Here is a 20,268-nt window from a genome sequence, read left to right as displayed (position 1 = left end):
AACAATCGCTGGAGAGATGGAACGAAGCTTCTTCTTCTTTGTTCCTAAGGGGTTAGCCGACATTCTTCTTGATCGATATCAAGACGAGCCGGGGCGCTGACGGCAGCGAGGCGGGGTAGACAAGCGACAGCATGGCAGTGACGGCGACGTTCCTTTTGATCCGGCATGCCGCCCATATCCATCTCGACCGCCGCCTGTCCGGGCGGATGGACGGCGTGCCGCTGAGCGACGCGGGCCGCACGCAGGCAGAGGCGCTGGCCCGGGCATTGGCGGCGCGCATCACCGACGAACCGATCGACCGGATCGTGTGCAGCCCGCTGGAGCGCACGCGCGAGACCGCCGCGGCGATCGCCGCCGCCTGCCACCTGCCCGCCCCCGAGCCGGTCGACGCGCTGGTCGAGATCGACATGGGCGACTGGACCGGCGTCGCGTTCGAGGACCTGCACGGGCCGGCGTGGGACGCGTGGAACGCCGAGCGCGGCACCGCGCGCATTCCCGGCGGCGAGACGATGGCGGAGGCGCAGGCGCGGATCGTCGGCTGGCTGACGCAGACCGCCGCCGCGCAGGACGGGGCTCGCATCGCGCTGGTCAGCCATTCCGACATGATCCGCGGCGCGGTCGCCTTCGCGCTCGGCCTGCCGCTCGACCATCTGCTGCGCTTCGACATCGGCCCTGCCTCGGTCAGCCGGATCGTGGTCGGCGATTGGGGCGCGCGGCTCCTCAGCCTCAACGAAAGACTGGCAGCATGACCCCCGAGACCCTGCGTGCCGAAGTGGCGCGGCTCGCGCCGTGGTTCCACAACATCGATCTCGGCCACGGCATCCAGACCGCGCCCGACCATTTCCTCGGCGACTATCCGCGCTTCAAGTTCGCGCGTTTCGCCGACGCGCTGCCCGCCGACCTCACCGGCAAGTCGGTGCTCGACATCGGCTGCAACGCCGGTTTCTATTCGGTCGAGATGAAGCGGCGCGGCGCCGACCGGGTGCTGGGGATCGACAGCGACGACCGCTATCTGGCGCAGGCGCGGCTCGCCGCCGAGGCGCTGGGACAGCATGGCATCGAGTTCCGCAACCTCTCCGTCTACGACGTGGGTGCGCTCGGCGAGCGGTTCGACCTCGTGATCTTCATGGGGGTGCTGTACCACCTGCGCCATCCGCTGCTGGCGCTCGACCTGATCCGCGAGCATGTCGCGGGCGACCTGATGCTGTTCCAGACGATGCAGCAGGGCAGCCGCGCGGTCTATCCGGTGCCCGAGGATCATCCCTTCCACATGCCCGACACGCACGTTCCGCCGCCGTTCTTCGACGAGCCGGGCTATCCCAAATTGCACTTCATCGAGCGCGAATTCGCGCACGACTGGACCAATTGGTGGGCGCCCAATGCCGCGGCGAGCGCGGCGATGCTGCGCGCTGCGGGCTTCGCGATCCTGGAGCAGCCGGAAAGCGAGGTCTATCTCTGTAGGGTCGCGCCGGTGCCTTATGGCGAATACGGGCCGGCAGCGGTCTATCCGAGCAGGGGGAATGACGCATGATCGAAGCGGCGATGATCTGGAACGAGCCCAACAACAAATCGCACTGGGACCCGGAGGTCGATCCCGACTGGTCGATCTTCGCCGATACGGTGATCCGCGCCGGCAAGGCGATCCAAGCGGTCAATCCGGCGGTGACCCGGGTGCTCGGGGGGATGAGCCCGATCGATCCCGAATGGGTCAAGCGGATGCGCGGGCATGGCGCGCTCGACGCGGTCGACGTGGTCGCGGTGCACGGCTTTCCGCTCGACTGGAACCTGTGGCCGATCCACGCCTGGCCCGACAAGATCGCCGAGATCGAGGCGGTGGTGCCCGACAAGCCGATCTGGGCGACCGAGGTCGGCGTCGGCAGCTTCGGCGCCGAGGAGGTGCAGCAGTTCGGCGTGCGCCGGACCGCCGAATTGCTGCTCGACCGGGTGCCGCGGGTGTTCTGGTATTCGCTCTACGACCTGCCGCAAAGCTGGGGCGCGACGACGCGGCATCGCGAGGCGGAGGGGTCGAGCTATTACCGGCATTTCTACATGGGGCTGATCCGCGAGGACGGCACGGCCAAGCCGAGCCTCGACGATTACGCCGCCGTCGCCGACCGGATGGGGCTGATGCAATGGTTCCATTACCAGGACCCGCGGCTGGACGAGGCGGTGGCGTGGATGAAGCGGCTCGGCACCAAGCGGCTGCGCACCGGGCTCAGCTGGGCGGACAGTTTCCGGCCCGATGCGATCGACTGGTTCGACCGGCAGATGGCGGCGCTTGCCGATTTCGAGGTGACGGTGACCTTCTGCTTCACCCCCGAGCATCTCGGCGTGCAGCCGCATCACAGCAGCGCGGCACGCGATCCGCAGCAATTCGCCGACTTCTGCGCGTGGATGATCGACCGTTATGCCCCCGCCGCGGTGGTGGCGCCGCAGACCGCCGTGGCATGAGCCCGGCTGCCGCGCTGGCGGCTCGCGAAAGCGGCGATGGCGTCGATCATGAAGGTCATAAATGATGGAAGATCAGTTGGTTGCAGGGACGATGCGGGCGGCGATCCTCGCTGCGCCGGGACGGATCGAGGTCACCGGCGCCCCGCTGCCCCAGCCGCAGCCAGGCGAGGTGCGGTTGAGGCTGGAGGGGTGCGGCGTGTGCGCGTCGAACCTCGAACCCTGGGCGGGGCTGCCGTGGCTGACCTATCCGGGCGAGGCGGGCGGGCTTGGTCATGAAGGCTGGGGGCGGGTCGATGCGGTCGGCGAGGGCGTCGCGACGCTGGCGGTGGGCGATCGCGTCGCCGCCCTCTCCTATCGCTCGTTCGCCGATTACGACGTCGCGGCGGCCGACCGGGTCGCCAAATTGCCCGCGGCGCTTGACGGCCAGCCGTTTCCTGGCGAGCCGCTGGGCTGCGCGTTCAACATCTTCCGGCGCAGCGACATCCGCGCCGGGCAGACGGTGGCGATCATCGGCATCGGCTTCCTCGGCGCGGTGCTGACCAAGCTCGCCAGCGATGCCGGCGCGCGGGTGATCGCGATCTCGCGGCGGCAGGAGAGCCTCGACCTCGCGACGCATTACGGCGCCGCCGAGACGATCCCGATGCACGACCATTGGCAGATCATCGAGCAGGTCAAGGCGCTGACCGGCGAGGCGATGTGCGAGCGGGTGATCGAGGCGGTCGGCAAGCAATGGCCGCTCGACCTCGCGACCGCGCTGGTCGGGTTCGGCGGCCGGCTGGTGGTGGCGGGCTATCATCAGGACGGGCCGCGGCAGGTCAACATGCAGGAGTGGAACTGGAAGGGCATCGACGTGATCAACGCGCACGAGCGCGACCCCGCGGTGCAGATGCAGGGCCTGCACGAGGCGATCGACGCGGTGGCGAGCGGGCGGCTTGATCCGGCGCGGCTGTACACGCACCGCTTCCCGCTGGAGCGGCTGGGCGAGGCGCTGGATGCGACGCGCGACAAGCCGGCGGGGTTCGTGAAGGCGCTGGTGGAGCTGGGGTGAGGTTCGATGATTAGACCGCGCGTGGGATTTCTCGGGACCGGATGGATCGGCCGGCATCGGATGGAGGCGATGGTCGCGACCGGGGCGATCGAGGTCGCCGCGATCTGCGATCCGTCCGACGATTGCGTGCGCGACGCCGCCGCCCTCGCGCCGGCGGCGACGATCGTGCCGTCGCTCGATGCCATGCTGGCGCTGGGGGTCGACGGGGTGGTGATCGCGACGCCGTCGGCGCTGCATGCCGATCAGGCGATCGCGGCGCTGCGCGCCGGTGCGGCGGTGTTCTGCCAGAAGCCGCTCGGGCGGTCGGCGCCGGAGACGCAAGGCGTGATCGCGGCGGCGCGCGCCGCCGACCGGCTGCTCGGCGTCGATCTGTCCTATCGCCATACCGAAGCGATGCGGGCGATCGCCGCGCTGGTCGGCGACGGCGCGCTCGGCGAGATCTTCGCGGTCGATCTGACCTTCCACAACGCTTATGGCCCGGGCAAGCCGTGGTTCTTCGATCCGGCGCAGTCGGGCGGCGGCTGCGTGATCGATCTCGGCGTGCATCTCGTCGATCTCGCCTTGTGGACGCTCGGCTTCCCGGAGGTCGGCGCGGTCGAGGCGGTGCTGCTCGCCGGCGGGCGGCCGCTGCGCCCCGGCGAGGTCGAGGATTATGCCACCGCGCGCTTCGACGCCGGCGGCGCGACGGTGCGGCTCGCCTGTTCGTGGAACCTGCATGCCGGGCGCGACGCGGTGATTGAGGCGGCCTTCTACGGCACCAAGGGAGGCGCGGCGCTGCGCAACGTGTCCGGTTCCTTCTATGACTTCACGGCGCAGCATTTCACCGGTACGCACGCGGCCACGCTGACCGCGCCACCCGATGCCTGGGGTGCGCGGTCGGCTGCCGTTTGGGCGGAGCAGCTCGCTGCCTCGCCCGCATTCGATCCTGCCGCGGCGCTGTTCGCGCGCAGCGCCGAGGTGCTCGACCGCATCTATGGCCGATAGGAAGGACAGAGCGCACGCACATGGTTGAAACAGGGTTGTTCGAGCCCGGCCGCAACGTGTGGCGGGTGGCCCGCGCCGAGCGGCTGTCGGTGATCGTCGACGCCGATCGCTATTTCGGCGTTGCGCGCGAGGCGTTCGCGCAGGCGAAGCAGCGGATCATGCTGGTCGGCTGGGACTTCGACGCTCGCATCCGGCTGGTCGGCAGCACCGGCACCACCGAGGGGCCGGAGACGGTCGGCGATTTCCTCTACTGGCTGGTCGAGCGCAATCCGAAGCTGGAGCTGTACCTGCTGCGCTGGGACGTCGGCGCGATGAAGTCGGTGCTGCGCGGCAAGACGATGTTCACCGTGCTGAAATGGGCGCGCCATCCGCGCATCCACGTCAAGCTCGACCACCATCACCCGACCGCCTCGTCGCATCACCAGAAACTGGTCTCGATCGACGATTGCCTCGCCTTCTGCGGCGGCATCGACATGACCGCGGAACGCTGGGACACGCGCGCGCATCGCGACGACGATCCCGGCCGCAAGCTGCCCGGCGGCAAGCCGTACAAGCCGTGGCACGATGCGACCACCGCGATCACCGGCCCGGCGGCGGCGGCGCTGGGCGACCTCTGCCGGCAGCGCTGGCGATTGGCGACGGGCGTGAAGCTGCCGCCGGTCGAGGGCGAGAGCGGGTGCTGGCCGGCGTCGCTCGAACCGACCTTCGAAGGCGTCGACCTGGGCATCGCGCGCAGCCAGCCGGAGATGCCGGACGAGACGCCGGTGACCGAGATCGAGGCGCTGTTCCTCGACCAGATCCGCAGCGCGCGCCGCCACATCTATTGCGAGAGCCAGTATTTCGCCTCGCGCCGGATCGCCGAGGCGATCGCGGCGCGGCTCGACGAGGCGGACGGGCCGGAGATCGTCATCGTCAACCCGCTGACCGCGCAGGGCTGGCTCGAACCGCTGGCGATGGATACCGCGCGCGCCCGGCTGGTCGAGACGCTGCGGCGGCGCGATACGCACGGGCGGCTGCGGCTGTACCATCCGTTCACCCGCGGCGGCACGGCGATCTATTGCCACGCCAAGATCACTATCGTCGACGACCGGCAGCTGCGCGTCGGTTCGGCCAACATCAACAACCGTTCGCTGCGGCTCGACACCGAATGCGACGTGGTGCTCGATGCGGCGCGGCATCCCGACGAGGGGCTGGAGGCGAAGATCGTCGCGGTGCGCAACGACCTGATCGCCGAGCATCTCGACGTGCCGGCGGAGCGCGTCGGCCAGTTGATCGAGCAGACGGGGTCGCTGATCGAGACGATCGAGCGGCTGCGCGGGCCGGGACGCTCGCTGCGGCCCTATGCGGTGCCCGATCTGGACGGCGTCGAGAAATGGCTGGCGGACAATGAGGTGCTCGACCCCGAAGGGCCGGGCGAGATGTTCGAGGCGGTGACGCACCGCGGCCTGTTCCGCGGGCGGCTGCGGCGGGCGCGGTAGGGGGCCACATTTCAACGTCCGAGCGATCTGGACGCGTTTCTCACGCCGTCACCCCGGCCTTGCGCCGGGGTCCCGCTTGTTCGGACGGTTCGAAGAAGCGGGATGCCGGATCGAGTCCGGCATGACGGGGGATATACGTGCTGTTACGACAACCCAGTCGGTCATATGCGATGACACTGGGTGCCCTAGAGTGACGCCCTCCCCTCAGTGCAGCGTCGCGCGGTAGCGGAGTAGCGCTTCGGGTTCGTCGGTCTGGATGATGGTGACGCCTTCGCGGTACAGGCGGCCCCAGACCGCGTCGGGATCGCGCAGCGCCTGGACGTCGCCATAGCCGGGCACGAAGCCCTCCCAAAGGCTGTTGATCCACAAGCGGACGCCGTGCGCCCGCGCCGCGGCGGCGAGCGGGGCGAGCTGCGCCTCGTCGAGCCGCGGCAGTTCGATGCCGGCGGGATGCGCGCCGGTCATCTGGCGGATGGCGATCGCGGTGAGATCGGCGGCCCCGCGTGGGTTGAGGAGGATCGGCATGTAAAGCAGCCGGTCGAATGGGGGTTGTGCGGCCATCGGCGGCGTGTCGGGGCCGACTTCGGACTTGATGACGATCTGTTTTTCCATGCCGGCGCGCAAGACGGCCGCCGCGACCTCGGCATAGATGCTCGCCTTGACGTCGAGGTTGAGCATGATCCGCCCCTTGGCGAGCGCCAGCATCTGGTCGAGCGTCAGCATATGTTCGTCGGTCAGCGCCGCTTTCGCGCCGCCCTCGTCGTCGCGCAGGCGGAGCTTGGCGAGGTCCGCCCAGAGCTGCTGGTCGACCGCGCCGCTGCCGTCGGTGGTGCGGTCGAGCGTGGCGTCGTGGATCATCACCAGCACGCCGTCGGCGGAGCGACGCACGTCGGTTTCCATCAGGTCGACGCCGAGCACAACGCAGCGTTCGAGGCCGGCGCGCGAATTCTCCGGTACCGACTGCGGCAGGCCATGGCGCGGCGCCGGGTTGTGGCAGCCGCGATGCGCGACCACGACCAGCCCGCCGTTGGGATCGGCGAGCCGCGCCTGGATCGCCGCGACGCCGCCGGTGGGCGCGGCACCCGCGCCCACCGGCGGCGTGGCGGCAAGGCCGAGCGCGAGTGCGAAAATCGTCTTCATCATCGTCGATCGCTCCGTCAGAAAGTGGGCGTGATGCGCAGGCCGAGCCAGAAGGTGGTCGGCACCGAATAGCTGTCCTTGAGCAGATCCTGCCCGGGGCCGGTGACGCTGGTGATGCGGCGATGGGTGACGTTGCCGATTTGGCCGATCAGGCTGATCGCCGGATCGACCGCATAGGTCGCCGACAGATCGACCTGCTCGCGCGGCGCCCAATAGAGGTCCTGCCAGGCGATGTTGCCGATGATGGTGCGCAACGCCTTGCCCTGCCGGTTGTAGGCGGCGCGCAGTTCGAGCCCGCCGGCGTTGTAGAAGAGCATCGCATTGGCGGTATAGCCAGGCTGGCCGACGAGCCGGTCGATCGACCGGCTGGCCGTGGCGGTGCCGGTCGAATAGGGCACGACGATCCGCCCGTCGAGCAGCGCCAGATTGGCGGAAAAGCCGAAGCCGGCGAGCAAGGGCGCGACCGGCCGCAGCGTGTTGACGATCAGCGAGCCCTCGACGCCGCGGATGCGCGCCGAAGCGGCATTGGCGGGCGTGCTGATCGAGGCATTGGCGTAGGTGGTACCGTCGAAGGTGAACGGCCCGACGTTGGTCAGCGTGAAGATTTCGTCGTGGATCTGTTTGTTGAACAGGGCGAGCGACAACATGCCGCCGAACGGAACGATGCGCAGGTCGGCGGCGAGATCGAGATTGTCCGACACGCGCGGCCGAATGTCCGGCGCGCCGATCGTGACGGTAACGTTGGTCGCGGCGGGATTGCCCTGATCGGCCGGATTGACGAAGTTGATCGCGGTGCGCGCGGCATAAGCGTCATAGGGCGGGCGGCCGAGCGTGCGGCTCGCCGCGGCGCGCAGGTCGAGCAGCGGCGTCGCGTGGACGGTGAGCACCGTCGAGGGCAGCAGATAGCGGTAGGACGCGCCGGTCTGCTTATCCACATAGACGTACGTGCCGCTGGCCTTGTCGAGCTGGCGCTGGCGGCCGACGGTGGATTGTCTGGTATCGTCGTAGCGCAGGCCGACCTGCAGGTTGAGCCGATCGCCGCGATGCGAGACGAGCGCATAGGCGCCGAACACCTGCTCGCGGTGGGTAAAATTGTCCTGGTTGCTGAAGCTATACTGGTCGGTGGCGTTATAGGCGCTGCGCGGCGCCGCCTCGACCTGCGCGCGTGCCTTGGCGGGATCGAGCGCGAACAGGTTCAGGCCGAGATAGGGCATGATCGCGTTCGACGGCCCGAGGACGTCCGCCATCCCGAGCGCCGGCGCGGTGGTGTTGGGCTGGTATTCGGTGCGGGCGATGCTGAAACGCGGGCGATCGTCGGTGTAGACCACGCCGAATGCCGCGCCGAGGCCCTGATCGTCGAGACCCTGGTTGATGCCGTAATCGAGCCGGCCGGTGGCGAGGCGGTTCGCCGCCTGCCGCCGATAGTCGCTCGCCGGCCGCCAGTAGAGCAGGCTGTATTTGCCGAGGTCGTTGTACGCGGCGGCGGCGATCGGGAAGCGCTGGTCGAACCCCGACGTATCGTAGGTGAAGCCATATTCGGGCGTGGCGACGATCGTCGCAGCCTTGCCGGTGGTGGTGGTGGGCGCCGCCGCCGAGCGGGTGACGTTGGTGGCGTATTTGACCATGAAGATCGGCTCGTCATAGGTCGCCTTCGACACCGAGGCGCGACCGCTGAGGACCTGATTGGGCGCCGGATGCCAGTTGAAGCCGATCTGGCCGACGCGGGTGCGCGTCGTGGTGACCTGGTTGGCGTAGCCGACCTCGACATCGCCGCCGGGATAGACGCCCGACGTGGGGGTCTGGGCGAACACCGTATTGCGGTTGCGCGGATCGATGATGATCTCGTTGCGCTGCATATCGTCGCGGAACAGATAATAGCCGCCGGTGACGAAGGCATCGAACGTGTCGGTCAGCCGCGCCTCGAGCTTGCCGGTGATGCCGTAGCGATCGCGCGCGTCCATCACGTACCAATATTTGTCCTGCTGGGGCACGGCATAGCCGTTGCCGAGACTGGTGCCGTTCTGCAGCGCGCCGGCATTGTCGTAGAAGCTGTAATGCACCGTGTCGGTGGTCATGTGGGTTTCGGTGTAGCTCGACAGCTTCTGGTAATTGGCCGAGAGCGTCGCGCCGAACTGATGCCGCGCGCCGAAGGTGGTGCTGCCGGTGGCGATCAGGCGGAAGCCGGGATCGCTCTGGTCGCGCGGCTTGCCGGTGTCGTTGGCATGGCCGAGCGACGCCTCGGCGGTGAAGAACGGCTTGCCGTGATTCTCGAACGCCGATCGCGTCTTGAGGTTGATCGCGCCGCCGGTGGCGTTGGGATCGAGATCGGCGGTGAAGCTCTTCACCACCTGGATCTCGCTGACCATCGAGGACGGCAGGATGTCGAGCCGGACGCCGCGGGTGATCGAGCCGAGCGTGCCGTTGGGCGTGCCCGGCGAGGCGATGGTCAGCCCGTCGATCGTGACGTTGTTGTAGCTCGGCCCGAGCCCGCGCAGCACCGGCGTCGCCGCCTCGTCGCGGGGATGTTCGTTGTCGGTCGCGGGCAGCACCGACAGGCCGGGGACCCGGCGCAGCGCCTCGACGATCGTATTGTCGGGGAGCGCGCGCACGTCGGTGGCGCTGACCACGTCGACGATGTTGGTGGCGTTGCGCTTGCTCTCGATCGCCGCGGCATTGGCGCGGCGGATGCCGGTGACGACGATGTCGCCCGGCGCCTTCTCCTCGGGCGCGGCGGCCGCTTCGGCCTGGCCGGCGTCGGCGGCCTGCGCACCGACGGGCTGCGCTGCGACGAGCAGCGACGCGGACGCGAGCAGACGCGCCAGCAGGATGTGACGAACGGACATTGACCCCCCAATGTGTAGAAGAACGGTGGAATGCCGCGGGTGCCCGGTGGTCCCGGGCACCCGCATCGTCAGAAGCCGCCGGAGAGGGTGAAGAACGCCATCCGCGGTGGCTGGGCGTAGGTGTTGTAGGTCTTGACGACGCCGACGCCGGCGATCTCGTAGATGCCGCGGCGGGCGGTCAGGTTGGTGATGTTGACCGCGAACCGCAGGTTGTGGAGCCCCGCGACGACATCCTGCGGCAGCGTGTAGGACGCTTGCAGGTTGAGCAGGAACCGCCCCGGCACCGACTGGTCGTTGGTATAGGTCGCAAAGCGCGGGCCGACGTAATCGCCGATCACCTGCGTCTCGAACGGGCCCGAGTTGAGCGTGAGCACGGTCTTGTTCAGCCAGCGCGCGACGTTGGGAACGTCCTTGCCGGCGGTCGCGATCACGCTGCTGCCGCTCTTGTAATCGTCGGCGTAGCGCGAGCGGTTGTACGACAGCGCGTTGTAGAGCGACACCGACGTGCCGAAGCGCAACGTCGCCGCCGCATCGATGCCGTTGGTGCGGACCGCGCCGACGTTCTGGAGGATGCTCGCGCCGCCCAGCACCGAGCCGATCACCTGCGTCGAGCTGATCTGCAACAGCCGGTTGCTGAAATCGACGTGATAGGCGCTGATCTGTCCCTCGATCGCGGTCAGCGGGCCGGCATCGACGTGGTGCCGGGTGCGCACGCCGGCTTCGTAGGTCCACGAACTCTCCGGCTGGGTGTTCTTCCTGATCGCCTCGAACAGGTCCTGGCTGCCGACGTTATAGGGCGACAGGCCGCCCGCGATCGATGCCTGGAACTGGCGGACGTTCTGCTGGATGTGGCCGAAGAGCTGATCGTCGGGCGTCACGTCCCACACCGCGCCGATCGCCGGCAGGAACCATTTGCGCGTGTCGAGCCGCCCTTCGGGATAGCGGGTCGAGGTGCCGCCGGGCAGCGGCATCGCGTTGGGCAGGGGCTGGACGAGCACGCGGCCATCGGCGAATTGCAGGCTCGACTTGAAGCCGCCCTCGATCGTCAGCGTCGGCGTGACGTGCCAGCGGTCCTGCAGATGGAGCTGAACGACGTCGTAGCTCACGACGCTGGCATATTGCGTCAGCTTGAGCAGCGCCGGGTCCGCCCATTCATAGGGCGACGGCGGCGGCGCATCGACCGGCACCGCATACCAGTTGCGGAAGATCGTGTTGCGATTGTGCTCGTACCAGCCGCCGAGGCCGATCTCGTGATCGCCCGCGGTGATCGCCAGCGACGACAGCACGCCCCTGCGGTCGATACCATATTCGGTGGTGCGCAGCGCATAGCCCGAATTGCCGAAGACCGACTTCAGGTTCTGCCGGGGGAAATAGACCGAGAACAGCCCCGGCAGCCCCGCCGCCGACACCGGCCCGACGATCTGCCCCTGCCCTTCGTCGTGATGGCCGTAGACCTGGTTGCTGAAGGTGACGGCATCGCTGAAGCGATAGTCGTACTTCACGTAGAACAGATAATCGGTGCGCTGCGCGTCGCCGTAGTAATTGGCGTAATTGTTGGGGTTGTCCGCCGGCGGCTTGCCGTTGGCGTCGACGTAGCGCAGCGCCGCCTGCCAGTCCGGATAGAGCAACGAGCGGTAATAAGGCTCCAGCCCGCCGGCATTGTGCGCGACCGAATCCTGATTGGGTTCGGCCTTGTCGGACAGAGCGGCATAGCCGGTGAGCGTGCCGTGTTCGCCCTTGTGGACGAATTTGGCATTGGCCTGCCAGCCGCCCTGTCTGGCGGGGAATTCCCAGGCGCGCGCCTTTTGACGGACGATCGAAAGATAGCCGCTGTTGGTGCCGCCGAACGCCTCGGCGTCGCCGCTGTCGATGCGCAGATAGGTGCGCTGCGCGTCATAGCTGCCGAGCGTCTGCGCGAAGCGCAGGCCGCCGCGCGCGGTCGGCTGGCTGGTATAGGTCTCCAGCCCGCCGCCGAGGTTACTCGCCGAGGCGGTGGCGAGATCGGCGGCGCCCGCGGTCAGGCGGACCGAGCCGACATCCTCGCTGATCACCGCGCGCTGCGGCGAGAGGCCGTTGTAATTGCCGTAGGACTGGTCGCCGAGCGGCACGCCGTCGAGGGTGAAGCCGAGCTGGTTCTGGTTGAAGCCGTGGACGATCAGCGAGATGTTCTGTTCGTTGTTGCCCCAGGGATCGGCGGTTTCGAACTGGACGCCGGGCAGCGTCTGGATCGCCTTGACCGGGTTCACGCCGGGCAGCACCTTCTGCATCTCGGCGCCGTCGATCGTCACCGCCGAGCGCGTGGTACGCGCGGCGGTGACGACGACCACGCCGTCCCGATCGTCGCCCTGCGCCGTCGCGACCGGTGCGGCCGCGTCCGGCACCGTCGCCGGGGCCGGAGCCATCTGGGCGGCGGCGACGGAGGCCTGGCCGAGCGCGGCGATGGAGACGGCGAGCAACAACGCGCCGCGGCGACGGCGCGCGGCGATGAACGGCAATGACATGACTTTCCCCAATGCGACCGCACGACCGCGGTCGACCGTGCGGCTAGGGGCAGGATGTGACGCTTCGGCGTCGTTTCGGTTGCGTTACCAAGTTTCTCGCAAACGTTTGCGACGAAGCGTTGGGATCACGTCATGGTGTGGCGGTCGCGCAACACCGTCGCGCGGTGGCCGATCGTGCCGCGGGGGGTACGCGCCTTGATGCCGTCGACCATGATCCATTCGTTGGTGACGCGATCGGCGGCGACGGTCATCGCCATATAGCCGCGGCGCGACGTGTCGCACCATTTCAGCTCGGGATTGGCGCGGACGAGCGCGGCGGCGACCTGCGCGGGATCGGTGCTGAGGCTGCTTTCGAACCCGGGCGAGGTGACGCTGTGGCCGGCGAACTCGACCGCGGCGGGGCGGCCGTCCTGCGCGAGGTCGTAGGCCCAGGCATTGTGGCTGTCGCCGGAGATCAGCACGGTGTTGCCGCCGATCTGCTGCACCGATTTGAGGAAGCGCGCGCGGGCGGCGGGATAGCCGCCCCAATTGTCGTAATTGAACGGCAGGCCCAGCGCCCCGGCGGCGACGCCGGCCGTCACATAGCCCCGCGCCTCCGGCTTGAACGCGGCGAGCCAGCCCTGCGTCTCGGGCGGCATCACCGTGGCGCCCATGATCGTGCCGAAGCCGACGATCTGCCACGGCCGGCCGCTGCGTACCGAGGCGCGCATCGCGTGGCTCAGCCACACCTCCTGCTGGCTGCCCATCATCGTCACCGCCGGGTCCTGCCACGGACCGTCGCGGAACGCCTTGAGCGCGGCGACGGGGTCGGCAGCGCGGAACAGCGGCGCGACGTCGGGCTGGCGGGTGCGCGCGAGCAGCCGCGTCTCGGTGCGGAACAGCGTGGCGAGGCCGCCGATGTCATAGGCCTTCCACGGCTCGTCCGACACCGGCATCCATTCGCGATAGGCCTGGATCGAGGCGGCGCGGCGGGCATTCCAGTCGCCTTCGGTCGCCGGCGTGTGGTTCTCCGCGCCGCCTTCCCAACTGTCGTTGGCGCTTTCGTGGTCGTCCCATTGCACGATCATCGGCATGGCGAGATGCAGCGCCTGCAGATCGGGATCGGCGCGATAGCTGCCGTAGCGCAGCCGGTAATCGGCGAGATGGATGATCTCGCTCTGCGGTGCGGGGATGCGGCCGGGGACGGCGTCGGCGGGCAGCGGATAATGCGCCGGCGCATATTCGTAGAGATAGTCGCCGAGGTGGATCGCACAGTCGAAGCCGCCCTGCGCGACCGCGTGCGCATAGGCGTTGAACCAGCCGAAGCCGATGTTCGAGCAGGAGAAGATCGCGGCGCGCCAGGTCTTCATGCCGTCTTCGGGCAGCGTCGCGGTGCGGCCGACCGGCGAACGGCTGCCGTCGGGCGCGACGAAGCGATAATGATAGCTGCGGCCGGGCTGGAGGCCATCGACGGTGATCTTGGCGGTATGATCGCGCCACGGGCCGGTGATCTGCGCTCCGCCGGTGACGGTGCGGGCGAAGTCGGGCGTCTCCGCAACCTCAACGCGCAGCTCCACGGGGCCGCCATCGGCGGGGACGTAGCGGGTCCACAGCAGCACCGAATCGGCGGCGGGCTCGCCGCTCGCCACCGCATGGGTGAAGCCGCGGGCGTTGCCCAGCGCCTGGAGCGCGAACGCGCCACCGGGCAGCGCGGTGGCGCCCATCCCGATCATGGCGGTCTTCATCAGCATGCGGCGATCGAGAATCATGATGGTGCTCCGAAGTCTGTGCGGCCGCCATGCAACGCGAATGTGAAACGTGCGCGACGCCTGCGGCAGTGCAACATGGGTCTTGCCGTTAGTTAGCTACCTATCTATCTGAGCCGGGTGACTCGTCCTACCCCTGCCCAGATGCGCGCCTTTTCGGCGCACCTCGTGCCGCTCGGCCGCCGGTATCGCCGCGCGCTCGACAATGGTCTCGCCGGCCTGTCGCTGTCGCATACGCCGGCGCTGGCGGTGATGCTGATCGGCCGCGCCGCGGACGGCCTGCGCCAGGGTGCGCTCGCCGACCAGCTCGGCGTCGAGGCGCCTTCGGTGGTGCCGCTGATCGACCAGCTCGAACGCAGCGGCCTCGTCGAGCGGCGCGTCGACAGCACCGACAAGCGCGCGCGCCTGATCCACCTCACCGCCGCGGGCACGACGCTCGCCGCGCAGGTCGAGGCGCGGACGGCGGAGATCCGCCAGACGTTACTCGCGTGTATCGAGGCGGACGAGCTGGTCATCGCGACGCGGGTGCTCGACCAGCTCCATGCGACGATGGCGCGCATCGACGAACAGGGTTGAGCGGCGGTGATGCGGATCGGGCTGCGCGAGACGGTGTTCTCGATCAATTGCTTCGCGGCGGCGATGCTGGCGTTGTTCGTGTCCTTCTCGCTCGGGCTGGAGCGGCCGTTCTGGGCGATGGCGACGGTCTATATCACCAGCCAGCCGCTGAGCGGTGCGGTGCGGTCGAAGGCGGTGTTCCGCCTCGCCGGGACCGCGGTCGGCGGAATCGTCACCGTGCTGCTGGTGCCGGCGCTGGTCAACGCGCCGGTGCTGCTGTCGCTGGCGCTCGCGCTGTGGGTGGCGCTGTGCCAGTTCGTCTCGCTGCTCGACCGGACGCCGCGGTCCTATCTGTTCATGCTGGCGGGCTATACCGCGGCGCTGATCGGCTTTCCCTCGGTGACGCATCCCGAGGCGATCTTCGACACCGCGGTGCTGCGCGTGCAGGAGATCGGCATCGGCGTGCTCTGCGCCGCGTTCATCCACGCCATCGTATGGCCGCGCAGCGTCAGCCAGGTGTTCGGCCGCCGCGTCGCCGGGGTGCTGGCGGAGGCGGAGACGTGGATCGCCGACGTGCTCGCCGCCGCGCCGGTGGCGAGCACCGGGCGCGAGCGGCGCAAGCTCGCCGGCGACATCACCGACCTGCACGTCACCGCGACGCATATCCCGTTCGATACCGCGCGCATCCGCCCGACGCGCGCGCTGCTGACCGGGATGCAGGACCGGCTGGTGCTGCTGATCCCGCTGGTCTCCGCGGTCGAGGACCGCTGGCGCAGCCTGATCGCCGCCGGGCCGCTGCCCGCCCCGCTCGCCCCGCTCGCCGGCGCCGTCGCGACGGTGCGCGACTGGGTGACCACCCCCGCCCTGCCCGCCGCGCCGGTGATCGCCACGCTCCGGACCGCGCGCGACGCGGTGGAGGCGGACGGCTGGCGCGCCCTGCTCGCGCTCAACCTGCTCGCCCGGCTGGAGGAGCTGGTGCACGCGCTGGCGGAGGCGCGGACGCTGGTGGCGGCGGTCGCCGACCCCGCGGGCAGTCCGCCGCTTATGGTCGGCGCCGTCGCGGCGCGGCCGCTGCATCGCGATTACGGGCTGGCGCTGCTGTCGGCGACCGCGACGCTGCTGACCGTGCTCGGCTGTTGCCTGTTCTGGATCGTCACCGGCTGGCCGGAGGGCGCGGTGGCGGCGATGATCGCGGCGGTGGTCTGCTGTTTCTTCGCGACGCTCGACGATCCGGTGCCGGCGCAGCGCGGCTTCCTGCTGTGGACGATCGCGTCGCTGCCGCTCGCCGCGCTCTATCTGTTCGCGATCCTGCCAGCGATCGACGGCTTTGCGATGCTGACGCTGGCGATGGCGCCGCCGCTGCTGGCGATGGGCGCGGTGATGGCGAACCCGAGCTGGTACGGGCGAATGGTGCCGATGATGCTCGGCTTCGCCGGCGGGCTGGCGCTGACCAACAGCTTCACCGTCGACGCCGCGAGCTTCTTCAACGCCAATGTCGCGCAGATCATCGGCATCGCCGCGGCGATGGTGATGACGCGGCTGATCCGCAGCATCGGCGCCGGCACCGCGATCCGCCGGCTGCGCCGCGCCGGCTGGCGCGACCTCGCCGCGCTTGCCGAACGACCGGCGGACGCGGCGGCGGTGCAGATCGCGGCGTGGCGCAGCCGCATGCTCGACCGCGTCGGCCTGCTCGCCAGCCGCATCGGCGAGGTGGAGGACGAGGAGCGCGACGCCGCCGCCGCGACGCTGCGCGAATTGCGCATGGGACTGAGCATCGCGCAGATCGCGCCCGTCGCCGACCATGCCGCGCTGCGCGCCGCGCTGGCCCGCCACTTCCGCACGCTGGCCAGCGGCGACGATGTCGCGCCACCGGCCGAGCTGCTCGACCGGATCGACGGCGCGATCGCCGCCGGCCGCACGATCGCCGATCCCGAAGAGCGCCGCGGCCAGTTGGTCAATCTCGTCGGATTGCGCCGCAACGTCTTTCCCGCCGCGCCCGACTGGCAAGACGCGAGGGCGGCGGCATGACCGCCGACCTGGATATCGGCGGCGTGTTCGTCCACCCGCTGCTGCTCGCCGCGATCCTCGCCTTCGTGCTGGCGGAGGCGATCGGCTGGGCGCTGGCGCGGGCGCGGCTGTATCGTTTCGTCTGGCATCGCGGCCTGTTCGATGTCGCGCTGACCATCGTCCTATGGGCCGGGATCGCCGGCCTGATCACCGGCGGCGATCCCGCCGCGGCCTTTTTCAGCTAGAAAGCCCATGACTCCACATCCTTCCCTGCGCGTCGTCCTGCGGATCGGCATCACGCTCGCGGTCGTGCTGCTCGCTTTGGTCGCCGGCCGCCGCCTGTGGGCGCATTACGAGACTGATCCGTGGACGCGCGACGGCCGCGTCCGCGCCGATATCGTTCAGGTCGCGCCGGACGTGTCCGGCCTCGTCACCGAAGTGCTGGTCCACGACAACCAGCCGGTCGCAGTGGGGACGCCGCTGTTCCGCGTCGATCGGCCGCGCTACCGGCTGGCGGTGGCGCAGGCGGCGGCGGCGGTGGCGGCGCAGCGGGTGCAACTGGCGCAGGCGCGGCGCGAGGCGCAGCGCAACCGCACGCTCGGCGACCTCGTCGCGGGCGAGGTACGCGAACAGGGCGACGCCAAAGTGGCGCAGCTCGCCACCGCGCTGTCGCAGGCGCAGATCGCGCTGCAGACCGCACAGCTCAACCTCGCCCGCACCGAAGTGCGCGCGAGCGTCGCCGGCACGGTCAGCAACCTCGATCTGCGGCCCGGCGACTATGCCACCGCCGGCCATCCCGAATTCGCGATCATCGACCGCGGATCGCTGCACATCATCGGTTATTTCGAGGAGACCAAGCTGCCGCGCGTCCATGTCGGCGACCCCGTGCGCGTCCGGCTGATGGGCGACGATCAGGTCATCGCCGGCCATGTGCAGAGCATCGCCGGCGGCATCGAGGATCGCGACCGCAGCGCCGGCGCCAATCTGCTCGCCAACGTCAACCCGACCTTCAGCTGGGTGCGGCTGGCGCAACGCATCCCCGTGCGGGTGGCGATCGACCGGCTGCCGCGCGGCGAGATGCTGGTGGTCGGTCGGACCGCGACGGTCGAGGTGCTGCCGCGCGCGAGGCCGGTCGCGGCGGGGGCGCGGGCATGATGCGCCGCCTCGCGCTGCTCGCCGCCGCGCTGCTCGCCGGCTGCACGACCGCCGGACCCGATTACCACCGGCCCGACGCCGCGGTCATCGCACGGCCGAGCGCCACCGCACCGTTCGTCGGCGGCGACGAGGCGGCGTTCGCGGCGCTGGCGCCGGTGCCCGACCGGTGGTGGCAGCTCTATCGCGATCCGCTGCTCGACCGGCTGGTCGAACAGGCGCTCGCCGCCAACACCGACCTGCGCGTCGCGACGGCGAATATCGCGCGCGCGCAGGCGTCGCTCGACGTCGCCGAGGACGGCCGGCGCATCCAGACGCAGGTGCAGGCGTCGCCCGGTTATGCGCAGCGCTCGGCGGAGGAGGAATTGCGGCCCGGCGCCGCCCTGCCCAGTTCGTTCGTCTATGCGGCGAGCGCGGGCATCTCCTACCAGCTCGACCTCGCCGGGCAGGCGCGCCGCGCGATCGAGGCGGCGGACGCCGATGTCGCCGCGACCCGCGCCGCCTATGACAGCGTCCGCATCACCGTCGCGGCGGACACCACCCGCGCCTATCTCGACGCCTGTTCGTCGGCGCGCGAGATCGGCGTCGCGCAACGCGCGCTCGACCTGCAGAGCCGGACGACGCGGCTGACCGAGCGGCTGGTCCGCGCCGGGCGCAGCGGCTCGCTCGATGCGACGCGCTCGACGGCGCAGGAGGCGCAGGTCCGCGCGACGATGCCGGCGTTGCAGGCGGCGCAGCGGCTGGCGCTGTACCGGCTGGCGACGCTGACCGGCCGCCCGCCCGCCGAATTCGACCGCGCGGTCGCCGCCTGTACCGGCGAGCCGCATCTCGACCGGCCGATCCCGATCGGCGACGGTGCCGCGCTGCTGCGTCGCCGCCCCGACGTGCGCCGCGCCGAATGGGAGCTGCGCGCCGCTACCGCGCGGATCGGCGTCGCCACCGCCGATCTCTATCCGCGCATCGCACTCGGTGCCTCGGTCGGCTCGGTCGGCCTTGCCGAGCGGGCATTGGGCAGCGACACGTTCAAATTCTCGCTCGGGCCGCTGATCAGCTGGCAATTCCCCAACCGGGCGCGGGTGCGCGCGCGCATCGCTGCGGCGCAGGCGGAGAGCGACGCCGCTTATGCCCGGTTCGACGGCGCGGTGCTGACCGCGCTGCGCGAGACCGAAAGCGGCCTCACCGTCTACGCCCGCGATCTCGACCGGGTGGCGGCGCTGCGCGATGCGAGCCGCCAGGCGGGCAAGGCAGCGCGCGACGCCGAGACGCTGTTCCGCGCCGGACGGACCGGCTTCCTGCCGGTGCTCGACGCGCAGCGCACCGCGATCGGCGCCGAACAGACGCTCGCCGCGGCGGAAAGCCGGCTCGCCGCCGATCAGGTCCAGCTGTTCCTCGCGCTGGGCGGCGGCTGGCAGGGGTGATCGCACGCCGGACGGAAAGAACCGCGGCTTGCCTCGTTCCTGCTGCGACACCGTAGACAGGATATTCGCGATGACCAACGATCCCCGCACCAGCGCCCCGACCCGCTTCCCCGACGAGCCGCAGCAGCCCGCCCCCGGCGTCGAGGCGAAGATGCGCAACCGTCCCGACCACGGCGAGGACAGCTATCGCGGCAAGGGGCTGCTCGACGGCAAGGTGGCGCTGATCACCGGCGGCGATTCGGGCATCGGCAAGGCGGTGGCGATCGCCTACGCGCGCGAAGGCGCCGATGTCGCCATCTCCTATCTCGCCGCCGAACAGGTCGACGCCGACGATACCAAGGCCTGGGTCGAGAAGGCGGGCAAGCGCTGCCTGCTGCTGCCCGGCGATATCCGCAGCGTCGCGCAATGCGCCGCCCTGGTCGACCAGACGGTCGCCGGGCTCGGCAAGCTCGACATCCTCGTCAACAATGCCGCCGCGCAGACGATCAACGAGGATATCGACAGCATCGACGATGCCGAGATGGAGGGCGCCTTCGCCGCCAACGTCTTCGCGATGATTCGCCTCGCCAAGGCGGCGGCGCCGCACCTCAAGCCGGGCTCGGCGATCGTCAACACGACGAGCATCCAGGCGAAGACCGCGACCGAGAACATGATCGTCTATGCGACCACCAAGGGCGCGATCAGCAGCCTGACGATCGGCCTGTCCAACCTGTTCGCGCCCAAGGGCATCCGCGTCAACGCGGTCGCGCCGGGGCCGGTGTGGACGCCGATCCAGCCGATCGCCAAGCCGAGCGACGAGCTGGAGACGCTGGGCGAATCGACCCCGCTCGGCCGCGCGGGACAGCCGGGCGAACTCGCGCCGGCCTATGTGCTGCTCGCCTCCGACGAGGGCAGCTACATCACCGGGGCGATCGTGCCGGTGACCGGCGGCATGCCGATGTATTGA

General features: G+C 69.7%; 16 protein-coding genes. 12 read left to right on the top strand and 4 right to left on the bottom strand.

The annotated features are described in order from the left end of the window. Nucleotides 1-137 precede the first annotated feature (137 nt). The 6 genes from SFC76_RS01710 to SFC76_RS01685 all read left to right on the top strand — a co-directional run bounded on the left by SFC76_RS01710 (nt 138) and on the right by SFC76_RS01685 (nt 5,961). Nucleotides 138-749 carry a histidine phosphatase family protein gene (locus tag SFC76_RS01710; RefSeq protein WP_322847759.1) on the top strand — a complete coding sequence of 204 codons (612 nt, stop codon included), beginning with the start codon at nt 138-140 and terminating at the stop codon, nt 747-749. Continuing rightward, nucleotides 746-1,531, top strand: a complete 786-nt coding sequence (locus SFC76_RS01705; RefSeq protein WP_322847758.1) for a TIGR04290 family methyltransferase — start codon at nt 746-748, stop codon at nt 1,529-1,531. The genes SFC76_RS01710 and SFC76_RS01705 overlap by 4 nt, the downstream gene beginning before the upstream one ends. Then, the gene (locus tag SFC76_RS01700) at nt 1,528-2,451 is read left to right on the top strand and encodes a glycosyl hydrolase (protein ID WP_322847757.1); all 924 of its coding nucleotides are present in this window, start codon (nt 1,528-1,530) and stop codon (nt 2,449-2,451) included. The genes SFC76_RS01705 and SFC76_RS01700 overlap by 4 nt, the downstream gene beginning before the upstream one ends. A 61-nt stretch (nt 2,452-2,512) precedes the next feature. Further along, nucleotides 2,513-3,499, top strand: a complete 987-nt coding sequence (locus tag SFC76_RS01695) for an MDR/zinc-dependent alcohol dehydrogenase-like family protein (protein ID WP_322847756.1) — start codon at nt 2,513-2,515, stop codon at nt 3,497-3,499. Between the two features lie 6 nt (nt 3,500-3,505). Then, a complete protein-coding gene (locus SFC76_RS01690) occupies nt 3,506-4,483 on the top strand; it encodes a Gfo/Idh/MocA family oxidoreductase (protein ID WP_322847755.1) in 978 nt (325 codons plus the stop codon). A gap of 20 nt (nt 4,484-4,503) precedes the next feature. Then, nucleotides 4,504-5,961 carry a phospholipase D-like domain-containing protein gene (locus SFC76_RS01685; protein WP_322847754.1) on the top strand — a complete coding sequence of 486 codons (1,458 nt, stop codon included), beginning with the start codon at nt 4,504-4,506 and terminating at the stop codon, nt 5,959-5,961. Nucleotides 5,962-6,165: 204 nt separating this feature from the next. Here SFC76_RS01685 and SFC76_RS01680 read toward each other — a convergent pair whose 3' ends face one another. The 4 genes from SFC76_RS01680 to SFC76_RS01665 form a co-directional block, all read right to left on the bottom strand. Further along, nucleotides 6,166-7,104, bottom strand: a complete 939-nt coding sequence (locus SFC76_RS01680) for a glycerophosphodiester phosphodiesterase family protein (RefSeq protein WP_322847753.1) — start codon at nt 7,102-7,104, stop codon at nt 6,166-6,168. A gap of 14 nt (nt 7,105-7,118) precedes the next feature. Then, on the bottom strand, nt 7,119-9,944 hold the full coding sequence (locus tag SFC76_RS01675) for a TonB-dependent receptor (protein WP_322847752.1): 2,826 nt from the start codon (nt 9,942-9,944) through the stop codon (nt 7,119-7,121). Nucleotides 9,945-10,012: 68 nt separating this feature from the next. Next, nucleotides 10,013-12,445: a TonB-dependent receptor gene (locus SFC76_RS01670; RefSeq protein ID WP_322847751.1), complete on the bottom strand. Its 2,433-nt coding sequence runs from the start codon at nt 12,443-12,445 to the stop codon at nt 10,013-10,015. Nucleotides 12,446-12,570: 125 nt separating this feature from the next. Beyond that, nucleotides 12,571-14,193: an alkaline phosphatase D family protein gene (locus SFC76_RS01665; RefSeq protein WP_322847750.1), complete on the bottom strand. Its 1,623-nt coding sequence runs from the start codon at nt 14,191-14,193 to the stop codon at nt 12,571-12,573. Nucleotides 14,194-14,310: 117 nt separating this feature from the next. Here SFC76_RS01665 and SFC76_RS01660 point away from each other — a divergent pair, with 117 nt between their 5' ends. The 6 genes from SFC76_RS01660 (at nt 14,311) to SFC76_RS01635 (ending at nt 20,268) form a co-directional block, all read left to right on the top strand. Further along, nucleotides 14,311-14,766: a MarR family winged helix-turn-helix transcriptional regulator gene (locus SFC76_RS01660; protein ID WP_322847749.1), complete on the top strand. Its 456-nt coding sequence runs from the start codon at nt 14,311-14,313 to the stop codon at nt 14,764-14,766. Nucleotides 14,767-14,775: 9 nt separating this feature from the next. Beyond that, a complete protein-coding gene (locus SFC76_RS01655; protein ID WP_322847748.1) occupies nt 14,776-16,773 on the top strand; it encodes an FUSC family protein in 1,998 nt (665 codons plus the stop codon). Beyond that, on the top strand, nt 16,770-16,997 hold the full coding sequence (locus tag SFC76_RS01650) for a DUF1656 domain-containing protein (protein ID WP_137896946.1): 228 nt from the start codon (nt 16,770-16,772) through the stop codon (nt 16,995-16,997). The genes SFC76_RS01655 and SFC76_RS01650 overlap by 4 nt, the downstream gene beginning before the upstream one ends. Before the next feature lie 7 nt (nt 16,998-17,004). Then, entirely contained in the window at nt 17,005-17,907 is a 903-nt protein-coding gene (locus tag SFC76_RS01645; RefSeq protein WP_322847747.1) for an HlyD family secretion protein, read from the top strand. After that, nucleotides 17,904-19,322, top strand: coding sequence for an efflux transporter outer membrane subunit (locus SFC76_RS01640; protein WP_322847746.1), 1,419 nt, complete (start codon nt 17,904-17,906; stop codon nt 19,320-19,322). Before SFC76_RS01645 ends, SFC76_RS01640 begins: the two co-directional genes overlap by 4 nt. A gap of 70 nt (nt 19,323-19,392) precedes the next feature. Further along, on the top strand, nt 19,393-20,268 hold the full coding sequence (locus SFC76_RS01635) for an SDR family oxidoreductase (protein ID WP_322847745.1): 876 nt from the start codon (nt 19,393-19,395) through the stop codon (nt 20,266-20,268).

The organism is Sphingomonas sp. CD22 (assembly GCF_034556155.1).
GTDB lineage: Bacteria > Pseudomonadota > Alphaproteobacteria > Sphingomonadales > Sphingomonadaceae > Sphingomonas.
Note: the sequence above shows the minus strand (reverse complement) of the source record. Positions and strands in the feature narration are given on the sequence as shown.